Below are 16712 nucleotides of genomic sequence, written 5' to 3'. Positions count from 1 at the left end.
TCTCGGAGCCCTCACGGAACCACACCGGGCACCACTTCGGAAACCACCTCGGAACCACTCACGAGAAGAGGCAGGAATCATGCAGACGAACGACGTGTCGGCCCTCCACACCATCGAACTCCTCAACGACGGCGCCACCGAGCACCCCGCGGGCGGGATCGCGCTCGGCGGGCACGGTGGTCTCGGGCTGCGCAGCAGACTGCTCAGAGTCTCGGAGGGCGAGTCCGGCTACACGAACGACCTGCCGTTCACCACGATGACCATTATCTGATCAGACCCAAGTGCCGGTCGGGTCAACATGTTTGGCATACTCCCCCGACGGATTCGGCTCAAGTAGCCTGCGTCCATGCGTGCCACTTCGTCGGTGATTGTCGGGAGAGTCGCAGAGACCTGCCTGTTGGGCAACGCCCTGGACGACGCGTCGCGACGTTCGGGGCGTGCGGTTTTTTTTGTCGGGGACGCGGGCATCGGCAAGTCCCGGCTGGTCGGTGAGTGCGCGTACCGGGCGTACGCGCGGGACATGCCGGTGCTGCGCGGCAGGGCCACGTCGACCGGGCTCGTCGTGCCGTTCCGGCCGTTGATCGAGGCGCTGTCCTCGCGGTTCCGGGCGGCCGGGCCGCCCACCGACCCGGAGCTGGACCCGTACCGTCCGGCGCTGGCCCGGCTGGTGCCCGAGTGGCGCCAGGGCTCCTCGCCCGGCTACCCGGAGACGGTGGTCGAGCTGGCGGAGGCGCTGCTGCGGCTGCTGTCGGTGCTCGGGAAGGAGCACGGGTGCGTGATCCTGCTGGAGGATCTGCACGACTCCGACACCGAGACGATCGCGGTGGTCGAATACGTCATCGACAACGTGGCGGAGCTGCCGGTGCTGCTGCTGGGCACACTGCGCCCGGAGCCCGGCGCCGCCCTCGACCTGGTGCGTTCCGCCGAGCAGCGGCAGGTCGCCACCGTGCGGGAGCTGACACCGCTCGGTGAGGCGGAGGTGTTGGAGATGACCGCCTCGTGCCTGGAGACCACCCCGGAGGAGGTGCCGCAGGCCACGCATGAGCGGCTGGCCGGGCGGGCCGGTGGCAATCCGTATCTGGTCGAGGTGCTGCTGGCCGATCTGCTCGACTCCGGGCAGCTGCGGCGCTCCGGGGACCGGTGGCAGGCGTACTGCAGCCCGGACGCGGCGGTGCCGACCGGGGTGGTGCGCAGCTGGGCGCGGCGGCTGGACCGGTTCGACGCACCGGTGCGCGAAGTGCTGTTATGCGCGGCCACGCTGGGCAGTCAGTTCTCCGTCACCGTGCTCCAGACCGTCACCGGGCTGGACGACCGCACGCTCTTCAGCCATCTGCGCTCCGCCGTCGAGGCGAGCATCATCGCCCCCGACGGAGCGGACCCCGACCGCTACACCTTCCGGCACGCACTGACCGCCGAGGCGCTGGTGGCCTCCCTGGCCCCGGCCGAACGGGCCGCGATGGCGCGCCGCGCGGCGCACTCCCTGGAGGCGGTGACGCACGAACTCGGCGACGAGCAACTCCAGTTGATGGCCTCCTTACAGATGGCCGGGGGCGACAGGCACGGCGCGGCCCGGCAGTTCGCGGCCGTCGGACGGCGGATGCTCGCGGCGGGCGCGTCGGGTTCCGCCGTCATCCTGCTGGACCGGGCCCGTTCACTGGCCCACGCGTCCGACGTACGGGCCGTCACCGAGGCACTGGCGGTCGCCCATGCCGAGGCGGGCGAGCTGGACACGGCCCTGGCGCTGGCCGCGGAACTGCCCCCGGTGCCGGCCCGTTCGCAGGCCGCCGAGCAGCGCGGCGAGACCCATGTCCGGATCGCGTGGGCGGCCGTGATGGCGGAGCGCACGGAGGAGGCGGCCGGTCAGATCAGGGCCGCGCGGAGCCTGCTGGGCGCGGTGCCCCCGCCCGAGAAGGAAGCGGCGCTCGACGTGGTGGAGGGGCATCTGGCGCTGCTGCCCGGCCAGTCCCGACCCGAGCAGTCACAACCCGGGCACACCCCTCCTGACCAGTCCCGACCCGAGCAGTCACAGCCCGGGCAGGAGAGCCGGGAGAAGGCGGCCCCGGAGGGGGAGGCGCGGGAGGCCGTACGGGACGCGGCGCGGCGGGCCGCCGCCGTGGCCGAGGAGCGGAACCTCCCCGTGGTCGCCTGCCAGGCATGGCAGTTGCTGGCGTTGCTGTCCCGGGAGCACGGCTTCGACGAGGCCGATTCCTGTCTGGAGCGGATGCTGTCCGTGGCCGAGCAGCACACCCTCCCGGTGTGGCGGGTGGAGGCGCTGGTCCGGCTGGGAGCCAATACGTTCATGCGGACCGGTGATCCGGCCCGGCTGGAGACGGCCCGGACCGCCGCGGAGTCGCTCGGCGCGCTGGTGCCGACCCAGACCGTGGACGGGCTGCTCGCCATGAACGCGGTGATGCGCGGCGAGTGGGACGGAGCGCAGGAGATCATCGAGCGGTCGGTGGCCGCCAGCGCCCGGATCCGCAACCTGGGGGCGCACCGCTACCTGCTGCTGGCCTCGGCGACGCTCGCGGCGCACCGGGGCCGAAGACGGGACCTGGACCGGGCGCTGGTCCGGTTCCGCCGAGCGGGTGGTGAGGAATCGCTGCTCGTCCCTCTGCAACTGGGACTGTGCCGTGCTTTCGCCGCGCTGCTGGAGGAGGATCGCGGCCGGGCGCTGGCCGATCTCGATGCCTCGCTGGCCTGGGAGAGCGAGCACCCCAGTTTCTTCTATCTGAGCGGGCGGCACGGGCTGCGCCCGCTGCTGCGGACCATCGAGGGGCTGGACGGACGGGCGGAACTGGCCGCCGCACTGGGGAGTCCGGGCGCCGACCTGGCCTGGAACCAGTTGTTCCTGCGGCTGGCCGATGCCGTCCTGCGGGGCAGGGAGGGCGATACGGAACGGGCCGCGCGGGTGGTCCGTTCGGCGGTCGCGGACGCGGCCGCGTTCCCCCTCGCCCGTCATCTGGGGCTGCGGCTGGCAGCCGGTGCGGCGCTCGCCGAGAAATGGGGCGAGCCGGTCGCCTGGCTGCGGGCGGCGGAGGAGTACTTCTACGCGGCGGGAATCCAGCCGGTCGCCGCCGCCTGCCGTGCCGGGCTGCGGCAGGCGGGGGTCAGCGTCGGGCAGCACCGGGGCGGCTGGGACCGCATACCGGCCCGGCTGCGGACGAGCGGGGTGACGCCGCGCGAGTACGAGGTCTTCGTGCTGCTGGCGGAACGGCCGGGGAACCAGCAGATCGCCCGGCGGCTGTCGATATCGCCGCGCACGGTGGAGAAGCACATGGCGAGCCTGCTGAGCAAGACGGGGCGGTCGGACCGGGCGGCGCTCTGCGAGTTCTCCGCCGAGTGCGCGGCGGAACACGACTGACACGTACGGCGGGGGCATGGTCCGTACGGGCCCGGCGGGCCGATCGTGGGGGTCCGGGTGTCCAACATGGGGGCACGGGGCGGGTTTGGTCGGGCTCCGGTACGGAACATGCGGGAACGGCACCGATGTGGTGGCGGTCACCCCCGGCGGACCATCCAGGTGTGCGACCGGCAGACAGCCGTCCGTCCCCCGGTTCTTCGGAGGCCCGTCCATGACCCCACCCCTCACCCGCACATCGCCGCCCGGCGCGCTCAGCCTCTCGCTCCTCGGCCCGCTCTCCGCAAGCCTGGGCGGGCGGCCGTTGCCGCTCGGCCCGCGCAAACAACGGCTCGTCCTGGCCATGCTGCTCAGCCGGCCCAACACCCCGGTGCCGGTGGACGTCCTGACCGACGCGGTGTGGCCGGACGCGCCACCCCGTACGGCACGCAAGAACCTTCAGGTGTACGTCAGTTCGGCCCGGTCACTGCTGGGCGCGCGATGTTCCGGAGGGCCGGACGGCGACGACCGGGAACGGCTGGTGCACTCCTGCGGCGGCTATGTGCTGCGGGTCGGCGAGGAGGAGTTGGACAGCCTGCGCTTCCGGTCACTGGCCGCGGCGGGTCGGCGGGCGGCCGACGAGGGCGACCCCTCGGCCGCCGCCGGACTGCTGCGTCAGGCACTGGATCTGTGGCAGGGGCCGCCGCTGCACGGGCTGTGCGACTCCCCGGAGGTCGCCGCCGAGGCGGAACGGCTGGAGGCCCGGTGTCTGACCGTGCACGAGGACTGGGCCGAGACGGAGATATCCCTGGGACGGGCGTCCGCCGTGGTGGACGGGCTGCGGGACCTCGCCGAGCGGCATCCGCTGCGCGAGCGGATCCGTACCGCGTGGATGGACGCGCTGCACCGGACCGGGCGCCGGGCCGAGGCGCTGGCCGTGTACGACGACTACCGCCAGTCGCTGGCACGGGAGTTGGGGCTGGAGCCGGGGGCCGCCATCGCCGCCAGGCACCGCGCGATACTCACCGGACGGGATGCCGGCGCCCGCCCCGGGTCGGCGTCCGGGGCGGGCTCGCGGCCACCTGCGGCATCGGGCCACGCCTCGGCACCGACGCCGGTACCGGGGCAGGGGAAGGGGAAGGGAGCGACACCGGCACCGGCGACGGCGCCCGTACCGGTGTCGCGGCCCGCACCGCCCGCGCTTCCCGCCGTCCTCCCCGACTTCACCGGGCGGGGCGAGCAACTGCGTGAACTGCTGGACGTCCTGGACGGGGAGAGCGGCCGGGTGGTCGTGGTCACCGGGGCCGCGGGAACCGGGAAGACGGCCCTCGCGGTCCGGGCGGCGCGGCTGCTGGCGGAGCGGTATCCGGACGGCCTGATCCACCTACGGGTCCGCGACGAACGGGGGGTGGTGCGCCCGCCCTCGGAGCTGATCGCGGAACTGGTCCGGCGGACGACCGGTGTCACGCACCCGGCTGAGCCGGTGCCGGACGCGGAGCAGTGGCGGCATTGGTCGGCCGGGCATCGCTCGCTGGTCGTGCTCGACGACGTACCGGACGAGGGAACGGTGCGCGAACTGCTGCCGGGCACCGGCCGCGGCTCGTTCGTGCTGACCGCGCGGGGCCAGCTGGCCGGGCTGGCCCCGGTGCACCGGATGGCGCTGCCCCCGCTGGCCCCGGCCGAGGCGCTGGAACTGCTCGGCCGGCTGATCGGGCCGGGGCGGGTGGGTCTGGACCGGGCCGCGGCGCTGCGGATCGCCGGGTCCTGCGGGTATCTGCCGCTGGCGGTGCGGGTGAGCGGGATGCGGCTGGCGGTGATGCGCCATCTGCCGCTCGCGGAGTACGCGGAGCGGCTGGCCGATCCGGACGGGGCCCTGGACGAACTGGTGGCCGGTGACGTGTCCGTGCGGGCCCGACTGGCCTCCGGCTGGCAGGACCTGTCGTCCGGGAGCCGCCCCGCACTGGCCCGGCTGGCCCGGACGGTCCGCGAGGGGCCGTTCACACTGCCGGAGGCGACGGCGGCGTTCGGCTGCGACGAGCGCCGGGCGCTGCGGACGGTGGAGTCGCTGATCGCCGCCGGGGCGGTGACGTGTCCCAGCGGCGAGGTCACCGCGCACGCGGTGCTGTACGAGCTGCCGCGCCTGACCGCGCTGTACGCCCGCGAGCAGCCGTCCGCCCCGGCCGGGGACGAAGCCCCACTGCCGACCGGGATCCCGGCGCCGGCGGGGACCCTGGTACCCGCAGGGGTCCCGGCACCGGCAGGAGTCGCCGAACTCGCCGGGCCGACGACCCCGGCCTCCCCCATGGCGCTGCCGGTGGGATGAACGCGTCGGGCCGCCCCGCGAGGGCGGCCCGCACTCGTCCCCGCTCATCACCCCAGCGTCAACACGTCCAGCAGATCGGGCCGTTCGTCGGGGCCGGCGAACATCGTGTGCAGGGCGAGCAGCACCCCCGCCGCGCCGGTCGCGAGGTCGGCGGAGAACCGACGCAGTCGCGCTCCCGGCACCAGCAGCCGGTCCTGTTCGGCGACCAGATGCCAGGAGAGGTTCCGCACCGACTCCAGCAGTTCGGGGCGCCACGCGTCGACGCCGCCGTTCCCACGGCGTGCCAGCTGGTGGGCGGTGGCCGCCAGTCCGCTGCGGCCGGTGACGAGTCCCGGTTCGCGGACGAACTCCAGGACGCACCCCTCCTCGATGCCGGGCAGCAGTGCGGCGAGCGCCGGGTCCTCCCGGTGGGCCAGGTAGCGCTGGGCGACCAGCGCGATGCCGCCGCTGCCCTGGTCCAGGTAGAGGAGATGGCGCTTCCCGTCCTTCACCTGCACGCTGCCACCGGGCATGTCCACGCAGTGCCCGGCCTCCCTGCCGAGGGCCGCCCCGGCGGCCCTCAGCAGCCAGTCCTCGCCGGTGAGCGCGTACAGCTCCAGCTGAAGCAGCGCGGCTCCGGAGAGCCCGCGCAGCAGGCCCGCCGAGGGCGGTGCGGGCGGGCCGTCGGTGGCCTCGCCACGGACCAGCGAATCGAGTTCCCAGGCGGTCCGCAGGGCCCGGTCGAGGAGTTCCGCGTCGAGGAGTTCCGCGTCGGGCGCGGCGAGCCGCAGTGCGGCCAGCGCCGTTCCTGCCGTGCCGGTGCGCAGATCGGCGGAGGTGGCGGCGGGTGCCCGCAGGGCCCGGTCGAGCAGTTCGCGGCCCTCCTCGCGGCGGCCGAGCCGGGCCAGCACCACAGCGATGCCGGGCAGTCCGTCGTACAGACCGCCCGGGGCGTCCGGGTCGCGCCGCAGGGCCGCCCGCGCCAGCCAGTCGACGTGCTCGTCGGGAACCGGGGCGCCGACGCGGTGCAGCGCGTACAGCACCCCGGCTGCACCATGGGCGGCGCAGGCGCCACCGGTGGCGAAGCCCGCCAGGTCGCCCGGGTAGAGCCGGTCGGTGCGCTCGGGGGTGGCCCCGGCGCGGATGCCGGCGAGCAGCCGTTCACGGATGCCGGGCCAGTCGGGGACCGGACCGCGCAGCAACGCGTCCACCGTCGTCTCGCCGCTGTCCGCCGGCAGACCGTGGGCGAGGGCGGCCGGTCGCGGCGGCCCCGCGTCGGGCCCCAGCCGGTACCGGGCACGGGCCCAGCGTTCAATGGTGAGGGCCTTGCCCCGGTCGTGGTCGGTCACCTCCATCAGCGGCATCAGGGTGTGCAGCCAGATCGCCCAGAGCGCGTAGGCGTCCGCCTCGGCCCCCCTCTTGACGCCGAGCGGCGCCTGGAGTCCGGGGGCACCGGCGAGCGGCGTGTCCTGGTCGTCGAGGTCGGTGGCGTACTCGAAGTCGATCAGGACGACCCGGCCGTCGGGGCGGAGGATGACGTTGGCGGGGTGCACGTCCGCGAACCGCAGCCCGCGGGCGTGGATCCGGTCGAGGGCCTCGGCGAGCCCGGTCGTCACGGATTCGGCCCAGCGGGAGTAGGCGTCGAGTTCGGCGGGGGTGCGTTCGCCGCGTACCAGCGGGAAACGCTCGACGATCTCGTCGAACAGGGTGGTGCCCTCGATGTACTCCTCGATCAGGAAGTGGTGTTCCCAGACCGTGCGGACGCCGTACACCTCGGGCACGCAGTCGAGTCCGGCGAGCCGGGTCAGGGCCCGGTGCTCACGGTGCAGCCGGGTCACGGCGTCGTCCCCGGCGGGATCGAGACCGCAGTGCGGCCGGGCCTCGCGCAGCACCACCTGCTGCCCGGTGGTGCGATGCTCGGCAAGGTAGATGCCGCCCGCGTTGGAGAACTGGAGTGCCTTGGTGACCTTGTACGGGAAGTCGTCGTCGCGGGCCGCGGCACGGGCGGCGAGATGGGGGCGCAGCGGCTCGGGGACGGTCACCCACTCCGGTATCCGGAAGACCACGCCCCGGGTGTCCGGGACGAGCTCGCCGGACGGGTGGCGCATCGCGCGGACCCGGTTCCCGTCGGCGTCCCGGCACCAGTGCTCGACGAACGCGCCGTAGCGGACGTGGACGGGAGAGTTCCCGATCCGCAGATCGCTGAGGATGTACGGCCCGCTGCGCCCGTCCAGGGCCCGGGTCAGGGCATCCAGCACCCGCAGGAACGCGGCTTCGCCGTCGGGGTAGAGGGTGAGGAACTTGCCGGCGCCGGACCGGTTCATGTACTTGGCCGACATCAGCCGCAGGGCGCGTGCGCTGCGCAGGAACTTGAACGGCACCCCCTGTTCCAGGCAGATCCGGGCGGTGTCGGCGAGGGTGCGTTCGGCCTCGTCGGGGAGGGTGGAGATGTGGATCTTCCAGCCCTGCTCGGGCAGTTGGGCGGAGGCGGGGTGCAACGCGGTCCACAGGCCGGTGGTACCGCGCCGCCAGCCCTCGGGCGGTTCGGCGCGGTCGAGCGGGTAGCGGGTGTCCTCGTCGGGCAGCCGGGCCGGGGTCTCGTAGTAGCGGCGGTCGGCGAGGCAGTACAGCTGGGTCTCCTGGATGCCGGGCACGGCATACCTCCTGGGCTGGTCTCCTGTGGCGTGGTCAGGGGCGAGGGCTGCCGGCCCCGGTGCGGTCCGCGCGGATCTCGTGTGCGAGGGCTCCGCTCACGGGGTCCGGTTCGCGGGGGTTCCGTCGCCGACGATCGCGTCCGCGCGGGCCTCCTCCTCGTACGGCGCGGAGCGCGCCGGGCTCCCGTCCTCGGCCGGGCCGGAGGAACCGGCCGACCCAGAAGGCCCGGTCGGGGCAGAGGGCTTGACCGGGCCGGAGGACTCGGTGGCCCCGGAGGACTCGGTGGCCCCCGGGGAGGCGCCCGACCTGGAGGAGGTGGCCGCCGCGACCACCGCCGGGCCCGGCCGGGCGGACGGGGCGAACGTGACGACGGCGGCGGAGACGGCGAGGACCGCGGCGATCGCCCCGAACGTCGCCCGGCCGCCGAAGGCGGTGAGAAGCGCGCCCCCGGCCAACGGCCCGAACGGCTGGACCAGTGAGGAGAGGAAACCGGCGGCGCTCTGCACCCTGCCCACCCGGTCACCGGGGGTGACGGCCAGCAGGGTGGAGAGGAAGCCGATGCTGGCCACGGTGGACAGGCACATGCAGGCGGCGCAGAGCAGCCCGGCGAACAGCGGGACCCGGACCCAGGCCATGGCGAGAGCGCTCGCCACGCAGAACCAGCAGGTGGCGGCGATCAGCGCCCAGGTATGACGTTCGGGGCGCAGCCGGGGGGCGAGGAGCGCACCGGTGAGCGCACCGACCGAGATGAAGGTGACGACGGTGCCGCCGCCGAGTCCGGACCTCCCGCCGCCCGAGAAGACGGTCAGCGCGGTGAACGTCAGGGCGCCGAAGGCGAAGTTCATGCCGAGCCCGAAGACGAGGAGCACGGTCCGCAGATAGGGCAGCCGCCACAGGAATGAGAGCCCGGCGGTCAACTCGGCTTTACTGAAGGCCGATCCGGCCCTGGTCTCGGACCTGGACCGGGTGCGTACCAGGGCCACGCAGATCGTGGACAGAAGCAGCCCGATGGCCTCGGCGAGGAACGGCAGGACCGGGTGCAGTCCGAACAGGGCGCCCCCGACCATCGGCCCCACCAGCCGCGCGGTGGCGGTACGGGCCTGGAGGCGGGCGGTCGCGGTCCCCATGTCCTCCGGGGGTACGACGCTCCGCATCAGCCCGAAGGCGGCGGGCCCGTAGAGGCTGCCGATGACGGCGCCCGCGCCCGCGACCAGCAGCACCAGCGGCAGCGGGACGTGCCCGGTCCACACGGCCACGACGAGGGCGCCGACGACACAGAAGCTGCCCAGGTCGCACACGCGCATCAGCCTGCGGCGCTCCACCCGGTCGGCCATCACCCCGCCGGGAAGCATGGTGATCAGGACCGCGGTGACGGACACCGTGCTGATCGCACCGGCCTGCATGGCCGATCCGGTCTCGCGGAGCACGAGGAGAGGCAGGGCCAGAGCGGTCATCTGGGTGCCGAGAACGGCGAAGAGGCCGCTCATCCACAGCAGTCGGAAGTCCCGGTTGGTTCGTAGCGTGGCGGCCATCGTCGGCTCCCGGTCGGTGAATTCGGGGACAGGGCTCGGCCGGTGGCCCGGCGAAGGCAACGGCCTGGCGAGGGGGCGGGGACCCGGTGAAACGGGCGGCCGGCCCGGGAAATCGAGGCGGGGCGGTCTCCGTGACACGGAGCCGCCCCGTTTCGGCCGGCCGGGCGCCACTGAGGGAAGACGTTCCTTCCCCGGGTGGCGCCGCGGCCCGGTCATCAGCCCTTACTGCTCCGACAGAACGAGGCTCACGGTGCTGACGCAGCTGCCGTCGATCTCGCGCTCGTGGTTGACGGCGGTCTCCTGGAGGTCCAGCACGGAGTGCGCCTCGACCTCGGGGGTCTCGTTGTTGTCGTCGGCGACGGGCTTGGTGTTCTCGGACATGGTGGTCTCCGTCCACTCGTCTATCGCGGTCATCTCCGGTCGTCCCGGGCGAGGCCCGGTCCTTCCGGTGCGGCCGGCGGGTGCCTGCCGCTGACCAGAAAGTTAGGAGCCCCGGCCTGGCAAACGGCTCGACGCCGGTATGGGGGCGGTATCGCGGCTGCTCACCGGGGATGGACGGACGACGTAAGGGGGCGGACAGCGGTACGGGGGCGCCCACATGGCCGGGCGGCGACCCGCCGGACGGCGTCCGGCCTGCGGCCATACCGGTTCCGGGCCGGTTCCGGACCGGTGCCGAACCGTCCGGCCGGAGGCTGTGTACGCGCACGGCCACCACGCGCCGCACCTCCCGCACCTCCCGCATGTTCCGCACCTCCCGCATGTTCCGCACGCCCAGTACCTCCCGCACATCGAGTAGCTCCCGCACGTACCTCCCGCACGACACGCGCGCGGAGACGCCCTCTACGCCCGAAGGAGACGGCCGGATGGAACTCGCCGAACTCATCGGACTGCGGCCGGTCCCGGCCGGCGGAGTACTGGTCACCCTGACCCGGCGCTGCCCGTTGCGCTGCGCCCACTGCTCCACCGGCTCCGCGCCGGAGGTACGGGAGGAACCGGGGGCAGAGGCGCTGGAACGGTTCGTCTCCTCGTTCACCGCCGCGGACCGGCCCGAGGTGATGATGCTGACCGGTGGTGAACCACTGCTCCGGCCGCGCCTGGTGGCCGCGCTCGCCCGTACCGCGCGGACCGTCGGGACCCGGACCGCGCTGCTCAGCGGAATGTTCTTCGCCCGCCCGGGCGGGCTTCCGGAACCGGTGCGGCGGGCGGTGCGCACGCTCGACCACTTCTCCGCCAGCCTCGACCTGCACCACGAGCGGGAGGTGCCCCGGGACGCGGTGTTCCAGGCGATGCGCGAGATCCGCGAGCTGGGCGTCGCGATCAGTTTCCACCTGACCGGGGCCGGGGAGGACGACCCCTATCTCGCGGACGTGACCGCGGACATAGAGCGGACGTTCGGCGGTACGGTGCCGTCCCTGGTCAACGAGGTGCGGCCGTTCGGCCGTGCGGCGTCCTGGGCCCGCCCGGCGCGTACCGCCCCCGCCGCCCGTGACGAACCGGGCGGCGGGGGCGCGCTGCCGTGCGCGATGGCCGCCTGGCCGGTGGTCGCCTTCGACGGGACGGTCCTGGCCTGCTGCAACCAGGACACCGTGGACCGCCGCCCCGCCCCGTCCCATCTGCGGCTCGGTCATGTGGCGGAGGACGACTGGGCCTCCGTACGGGCGCGGACCCTCGGCTCGCCGCTGCTCCGGCTGGTCCGCACGGTCGGCCCTGCCCACCTGCGACAGCGGTGGGCGTCGGGCGCCCCGGCCGGTTCCTACTGCGGGGACTGCCGGGCGCTGGGCCGGCGGCCGGAGGTGGTCGCGGCGGCCGAGGCCCTGGCATCGGGCGCCGCGGGCGCGCTGCTGGACCTGACCGCGGCCCGGCAACAGCACGCACAGGGGCCGGCGGCCCTGGTACGGCGCCACGGCTGCGCCGCGTACGCCGACCTGGTGGCGGCCCCGGGCGGCGGCGAGCGGACCCCCGACCGGGCTCCGTATCCGGCTCCGTCACCGGCGGCCACGCACCCGGCTCCGTACCCGGTGACGGGAGGCACCCGGACATGAGTGCCGTCGAACCGACCACCCCGTCCGTCTCCGAGCGGCCGTCCGCCTCCGAGGGCCCGTCGGCAGCCGACCGGCTGTCGGCATCCGAGCGACTGCGCGTCAAACTCGCCTTCGCCGAACCGGCGTTGCGGACGGCCCTGGCCGGACTGTGGCGTGCCGATGGCCTGTTGCCCCGCTATCGGGCGTACCTGAGCACGATGCACGCGGTAATCCGCGCCTCCGTACCACTGATGGAACGTGCCGCCGAACGGGCCGCGCTGCTGGGGCGGTACGGCGATCCGCTGAGCGCCTCGCTCGTCCCCTATCTGGACGGTCACATCCGGGAGGAGGCGGAGCACGACGCCTGGCTGCTGGAGGACCTGGCGGCGGCCGGCGCCGACCCCCGGGACGCGGTGGACCGGATGCCCGATCCGCTCGTCGCCTCGCTGGCGGGCGCCCAGTACTACTGGATCGAGCACCACCACCCGGTGGCGCTGCTCGGTTACATCGCCGTGCTGGAGGGCCACGCCCCCGCCGCCGGACTCGCGCCCCGGCTGGCCCGGCTGACCGGGCTGCCCGCCCCCGCCTTCCGTACCGTGCACGAGCACGCGCGCCTCGACGACGGCCACTCCGCCGAACTGCACGGGCTGCTCGACCGGCTGCCGCTGTCGCGGGGCCAGGAGACCGCGGTCGCCGTCAGCGCCCTGCACACCACCGACGCGCTCACCCAGTTGTTCGTCCGGCTCGGGCGCGCCGCATCGGACCGTCCGGTGCGGGGGGCCGGACGGTCCGTCTCGATGGGAGGCCCGTCATGACCGAACCACCGGACCGGCTCGCCGTGCTGTACGGCGCCGGGTTCGCCGTCGATCTGCTCACCGATGAACAGCGCCGGGTACTGAACGACCTCGCGCCGGAGGAACTCACCGTGCTGCTCGACATCAAGTCCCGGCTGGACGCCGTCGGACCCGAAGTGGAGGCGCACGGCGAGATCGCGGGCGGCGCGCTGTTCTAGTGCCGCGACCGGTGCCGGTGCCGGTGCCGGAGCCCACCTGGCCCGCCGGCCCCGGTCCCACCGGCACCGGTCCGGCCGACCCCGATCCCGCCGGCCCCGGTCCCACCGGCACCGGTCCGGCCGACCCCGATCCCGTCGGGTTCCGGGCCCATCAGCACCGGTCCCACCGGTTCCGGTGGAGAGAGGCAGAAACAAGCACGGACAAGCAGAGACGAGCAGAGAGGAAGCGCCGATGAACTGCACCTCGTGCCGGCACGAACTGCCCGCCGACGCACGGTTCTGCCCGTCCTGCGGCACCCCGTGCCCGGCACCCGCCGCGGCCGCGCCACCGGAGGACGAACGCAAGCTGGTCACCGCGGTCTTCTGCGATCTGGTGGGTTCGACGGCGCTGTCCGGGCAACTCGACCCGGAGACCCTGCGAAGCGTCACCCTGCGCTATTTCGCCGTCATGAGCGAACGGATCGAGGCGCACGGCGGCACCCCGGAGAAGTTCATCGGCGACGCCGTGATGGCCGTGTTCGGAGTGCCGGTGATGCGCGAGGACGACGCGCGGCGGGCACTGGCCGCGGCCCTCGGCATGCGCGAGGCGCTGGCCGATCTCAACACCGATCTGGAGGCCGCGCTGGGCATCCGGCTCAGCATCCGGATCGGCGTCAACACCGGTACGGTCGTGGCGGGTTCCGATGCCGGCGCCCGGCAGGCACTGGTCTCGGGCGAGACCGTGAACGTGGCCGCCCGGCTGGAGCAGAACGCCGCCACCGACGAAATCCTCATCGGCCCGCAGACCCTGGAGGCCGCCGGGCCGACCGTGGTCGTCGAGGAGGTCGGCCCGCTGCGGCTCAAGGGCAAGAGCGACCGGGTGACCGCGTACCGCCTGATCGCGCTCGGCGCCGACGACCCCGAGCTGCTGCGCCGCTTCGATGTGCCGTTCATCGGCCGGGCCGGGGAACGGGCGACGCTGGACGAGGCCCTGGACCGGACGGCCCACGGCTCCGGCCCGGGGCTGGTCCGCCTCGTCGGCGACGCCGGGATCGGCAAGACCAGGCTGGCGCGCGAGTGGCTGGCCGGGCTCGCCGGGCCGGGACGGCCGGTCATCGGTACCGGGCGCTGCCGCAGCTACGGCGACCACGGCACCCTGACCCCGCTGGCCGACGCGGTGCGGGAGGCACTGGGCTCCCCCGACGCACGGGAGGCCCTCGGAGCGGCGGCCGGGCGGGCGAGGGCGGCAGTGGCGGACGCGCGGGCGGTGCTGCGGGGCGGTCTGCTGCACGACGGCACGCCCAACGCCCCGTTCGAGGACATGTGCGCCGCGCTGATCACCGTGCTGGGCAGGGCCGCGGGACGGCTCCCGGTGGTGCTGGTCATCGACGACTGGCACTGGGCCGAGCCACTGCTGGTGCGGACGGTGGACCGGCTGGCCGGACCGCTCGGCCGGGCGGGCGTGCTCATGGTGTGCCCGGGCCGCCCGGACGGGCCCCCGCCCGCCACCGATCCCCCCGCGCACCCGGCGCAGGTCCTGCCGCTCGCCGGTCTGTCCCGTGCGGAGGCGGCCCTGCTGGTCCGCGCACTGACCGGAACGGCGGGCGCGGCCGCAAGCGCGACTGCGGACACGGCCAGAACGGCCAACGCATCCGCGACCGCGGACACGGCCGGGGCGGCGAACGCGACCGGGGCGGCTGATACGACCGACACGACCGGAACGGCCGGCGGGGACACCCCGCACGACCACGCCGCGCACGACCGCACCCCGTGCGACCACCTCCCGCACGACCACGCCGCGCACGACCGCACCCCGTGCGACCACCTCCCGCACGACCACGTCCACCGCGACCGCGCCCCGGACGACCACGGCCCCTACGGGCACGAGACGCACGGGCACTCCGCGCACACACACGAGCCCCACGGGCACGCCACGCACACGCACGACCTCCACAGCCACGACCTGTACGACCGCGCCGAGGGCAATCCGCTGTATCTGGAACAGCTGCTGATCCCCGCCGGGCCGGACCGGCCGGCCCCGCCCCCGGGCCCCCGTACCACCGGCGAACCGGCGCTTCCGCCGACCCTGCAGGCGCTGCTCGGTGCCCGGATCGGCGCGCTGGAGCGCACCGAACGCGCCACCCTCGACCTGGCCGCGGTCCTCGGCCGGGACTTCACCGCGCCCGAACTCGTCCGGCTGACCCGGGCCGCGCGCGCGGCGGAGACCGTGGACCGGTACGGCCTGTACGACCCGTACGAGCACCCCGACCATGCCTCCGGCACCCCCGAATCCTCCCCCGCCTTCCGCCCCCCGCTGGAGGAGGGGCCATCGGTTCCGGAGGACGACGACCGGATCCGGGTGACTCGGGCGCTGGCCCGGCTGCGGCGGCGCCGTCTCGTGGAGATCGCGCCGGGCGGCGATCCGGACGCGGGACGGCACCGGTTCAGCAGTGGCCTGGTCCAGGAGGTCGCGTACGCCTCGTTGTCCAAGCGAGCCAAGGCGGAACGGCACGCCTGGGCGGCCGAACTGCCCAGTGTGACGGCTGCGGGCGAGGCGGCGGTGGGCGGTCATCTGGAGCGGGCGCACCGGTACCGCACCGAACTCGGTCTGGCCGACGGCCGGGCCGATGCCCTGCGGATCCGGGCCGCGTCCGCGCTCGCGTCGGCGGGGGCGCAGGCGCTGGCCCGTTCCGATCTGCACTGGGCGCAGGGGCTGCTGGAGCGGGCCGTGGCGCTGCATCCGCCGGGCGACCCCGCCGCGGCACCGGCGCTGCGTCGACTCGGCGAGGTACGGCTGGCGCTCGGTCACCCGGAGGAGGGTGAGCGCGTGTTGAGGCAGGTTCTGACCATCGAGGCGGCTCCGGTGGAGGCCGCGCACGCCAGGCTCGCGCTGGCGTCGCTGGCCCCGGGCGCGGTGAGCGTGTCCTCGGCCGCTCGCGCGGTACTGCCGCTCTTCGAGTCCGCGGGCGACTCCGTCGGCCAGGCGCGGGCCCGGCTGCGGCTGGCACAACAGCTGCAGCGGGCCGGACGGCACGAGGAGGCCGACCGCGATCTGACGCTGGCCCTGGACCACGCGGTGCGGGCCGAGGCCGAACCGGAACGGGCGGCGGCGCTCGGCGCCATCGGGATCTCGTTGTGGCGGGGCCCGGAGCCGGTAGCGGTCGCGGTGGCGCGCTGCGGGGACCTCCTCGCCGCGCACGGGGCCGGACGGCCCGCCGTACGCACCACGCTGAACTGTCCGCTGGCCGTGCTCCACGCGCTGCACGGCCGGGCGGACCGGGCCGGGGAGTGCCTGGCCGAGGCGGAACAACTGGCCGAGGACCTGGGCTATGCGGAGGCGGAGGTCTTCATCCCGGTGTTCCGGGCGACGGTCGAGGCGCTGCTCGGACACACCGATCCGGCCCTGGGCCTGCTCGTCCGGGCGGACCGCGCGGCGGCGCGCGCCGGGGCCCGGTCCATGCGGCCGGCCATCGCGCTGGAGGCGGCGCGGCTGCTGCTCGACGACGGCCGGCCGGACGCCGCCGGTCCGTGGCTCGAAGAGGTCGGGGCGCCCCGGACGCTGCCGCACGCGGACCGGGTGGACCTCGCCGGGCTGCGTGCCCGGCTGGCGGCGGAGGCCGGGGAGCGGGAAGCGGCCCTGCGCCGCGCGGACCGCGCCGTACAGGACGCCCTGCTGACCGACTCGCCGCTGGTGCGGGCCACCGCGTCGCTGGACCGGGCGCGGACGCTGGCGCTGCTGGACGATCCGGACGGGGCAGCGGCGGCGGCGCGGGAGGCCCGGGAACGGTTCGCGGAGAAGGGACATCTGCCGGGCGAGCGGTGGGCGGCGCGGCTCGCCGCGGGACCGGCGGCGGCCACGACGGAGAAGAGCTGA

Annotated in this window: 10 protein-coding genes; 7 read left to right on the top strand and 3 right to left on the bottom strand. The window is 74.6% G+C overall.

From position 1 onward, the window contains the following. Positions 1 to 79 precede the first annotated feature (79 nt). The 3 genes from ACFYY6_RS14910 to ACFYY6_RS14900 all read left to right on the top strand — a co-directional run bounded on the left by ACFYY6_RS14910 (position 80) and on the right by ACFYY6_RS14900 (position 5660). On the top strand, positions 80 to 271 hold the full coding sequence (locus ACFYY6_RS14910; protein WP_351521906.1) for a hypothetical protein: 192 nt from the start codon (positions 80 to 82) through the stop codon (positions 269 to 271). 75 nt (positions 272 to 346) lie between these two features. Beyond that, positions 347 to 3361, top strand: coding sequence for an AAA family ATPase (locus tag ACFYY6_RS14905; RefSeq protein WP_389193352.1), 3015 nt, complete (start codon positions 347 to 349; stop codon positions 3359 to 3361). A gap of 211 nt (positions 3362 to 3572) precedes the next feature. Continuing rightward, positions 3573 to 5660 carry a BTAD domain-containing putative transcriptional regulator gene (locus ACFYY6_RS14900; protein ID WP_351626343.1) on the top strand — a complete coding sequence of 696 codons (2088 nt, stop codon included), beginning with the start codon at positions 3573 to 3575 and terminating at the stop codon, positions 5658 to 5660. Between the two features lie 47 nt (positions 5661 to 5707). Here the strand turns inward: ACFYY6_RS14900 and lanKC are convergent, their stop codons facing one another. The 3 genes from lanKC to ACFYY6_RS14885 all read right to left on the bottom strand — a co-directional run bounded on the left by lanKC (position 5708) and on the right by ACFYY6_RS14885 (position 10240). Next, positions 5708 to 8293, bottom strand: coding sequence for a class III lanthionine synthetase LanKC (gene lanKC, locus ACFYY6_RS14895; RefSeq protein WP_351521910.1), 2586 nt, complete (start codon positions 8291 to 8293; stop codon positions 5708 to 5710). 96 nt (positions 8294 to 8389) lie between these two features. Then, positions 8390 to 9826 (bottom strand): MFS transporter, encoded by a 1437-nt coding sequence (locus tag ACFYY6_RS14890; RefSeq protein WP_389193348.1) that lies wholly within the window; start codon positions 9824 to 9826, stop codon positions 8390 to 8392. A 222-nt stretch (positions 9827 to 10048) separates the two neighbouring features. After that, the gene (locus tag ACFYY6_RS14885; protein ID WP_351521917.1) at positions 10049 to 10240 is read right to left on the bottom strand and encodes a hypothetical protein; all 192 of its coding nucleotides are present in this window, start codon (positions 10238 to 10240) and stop codon (positions 10049 to 10051) included. A 449-nt stretch (positions 10241 to 10689) separates the two neighbouring features. On the opposite strand from ACFYY6_RS14885, the gene ACFYY6_RS14880 reads away from it, so the two are divergent. The 4 genes from ACFYY6_RS14880 (at position 10690) to ACFYY6_RS14865 (ending at position 16712) form a co-directional block, all read left to right on the top strand. Continuing rightward, positions 10690 to 11868 (top strand): radical SAM protein, encoded by a 1179-nt coding sequence (locus ACFYY6_RS14880; protein WP_389193345.1) that lies wholly within the window; start codon positions 10690 to 10692, stop codon positions 11866 to 11868. Then, complete coding sequence (locus ACFYY6_RS14875; RefSeq protein ID WP_351524616.1) at positions 11865 to 12662, top strand: iron-containing redox enzyme family protein; 798 nt, start codon at positions 11865 to 11867, stop codon at positions 12660 to 12662. The genes ACFYY6_RS14880 and ACFYY6_RS14875 overlap by 4 nt, the downstream gene beginning before the upstream one ends. Continuing rightward, positions 12659 to 12859, top strand: a complete 201-nt coding sequence (locus ACFYY6_RS14870; protein WP_073783162.1) for an aroma-sacti cluster domain-containing protein — start codon at positions 12659 to 12661, stop codon at positions 12857 to 12859. The genes ACFYY6_RS14875 and ACFYY6_RS14870 overlap by 4 nt, the downstream gene beginning before the upstream one ends. A 232-nt stretch (positions 12860 to 13091) precedes the next feature. After that, entirely contained in the window at positions 13092 to 16712 is a 3621-nt protein-coding gene (locus ACFYY6_RS14865; protein WP_389193342.1) for an adenylate/guanylate cyclase domain-containing protein, read from the top strand.

Source organism: Streptomyces sp. NPDC001750 (genome assembly GCF_042892615.1).
In the GTDB taxonomy this organism is placed as follows: Bacteria; Actinomycetota; Actinomycetes; order Streptomycetales; family Streptomycetaceae; genus Streptomyces.
The sequence above is the reverse complement of the archived record's forward strand: the minus strand, read 5'-3'. Positions and strand labels throughout refer to the sequence as shown.

Bases quoted from the DNA above. Each gene is read 5' to 3' on its own strand.
- ACFYY6_RS14910 (WP_351521906.1), top strand. From the start codon at position 80: ATGCAGACGAACGACGTGTCGGCCCTCCACACCATCGAACTCCTCAAC.
- ACFYY6_RS14905 (WP_389193352.1), top strand. From the start codon at position 347: ATGCGTGCCACTTCGTCGGTGATTGTCGGGAGAGTCGCAGAGACCTGC.
- ACFYY6_RS14900 (WP_351626343.1), top strand. From the start codon at position 3,573: ATGACCCCACCCCTCACCCGCACATCGCCGCCCGGCGCGCTCAGCCTC.
- ACFYY6_RS14890 (WP_389193348.1), bottom strand. From the start codon at position 9,826: ATGGCCGCCACGCTACGAACCAACCGGGACTTCCGACTGCTGTGGATG.
- ACFYY6_RS14885 (WP_351521917.1), bottom strand. From the start codon at position 10,240: ATGACCGCGATAGACGAGTGGACGGAGACCACCATGTCCGAGAACACC.
- ACFYY6_RS14880 (WP_389193345.1), top strand. From the start codon at position 10,690: ATGGAACTCGCCGAACTCATCGGACTGCGGCCGGTCCCGGCCGGCGGA.
- ACFYY6_RS14875 (WP_351524616.1), top strand. From the start codon at position 11,865: ATGAGTGCCGTCGAACCGACCACCCCGTCCGTCTCCGAGCGGCCGTCC.
- ACFYY6_RS14870 (WP_073783162.1), top strand. From the start codon at position 12,659: ATGACCGAACCACCGGACCGGCTCGCCGTGCTGTACGGCGCCGGGTTC.
- ACFYY6_RS14865 (WP_389193342.1), top strand. From the start codon at position 13,092: ATGAACTGCACCTCGTGCCGGCACGAACTGCCCGCCGACGCACGGTTC.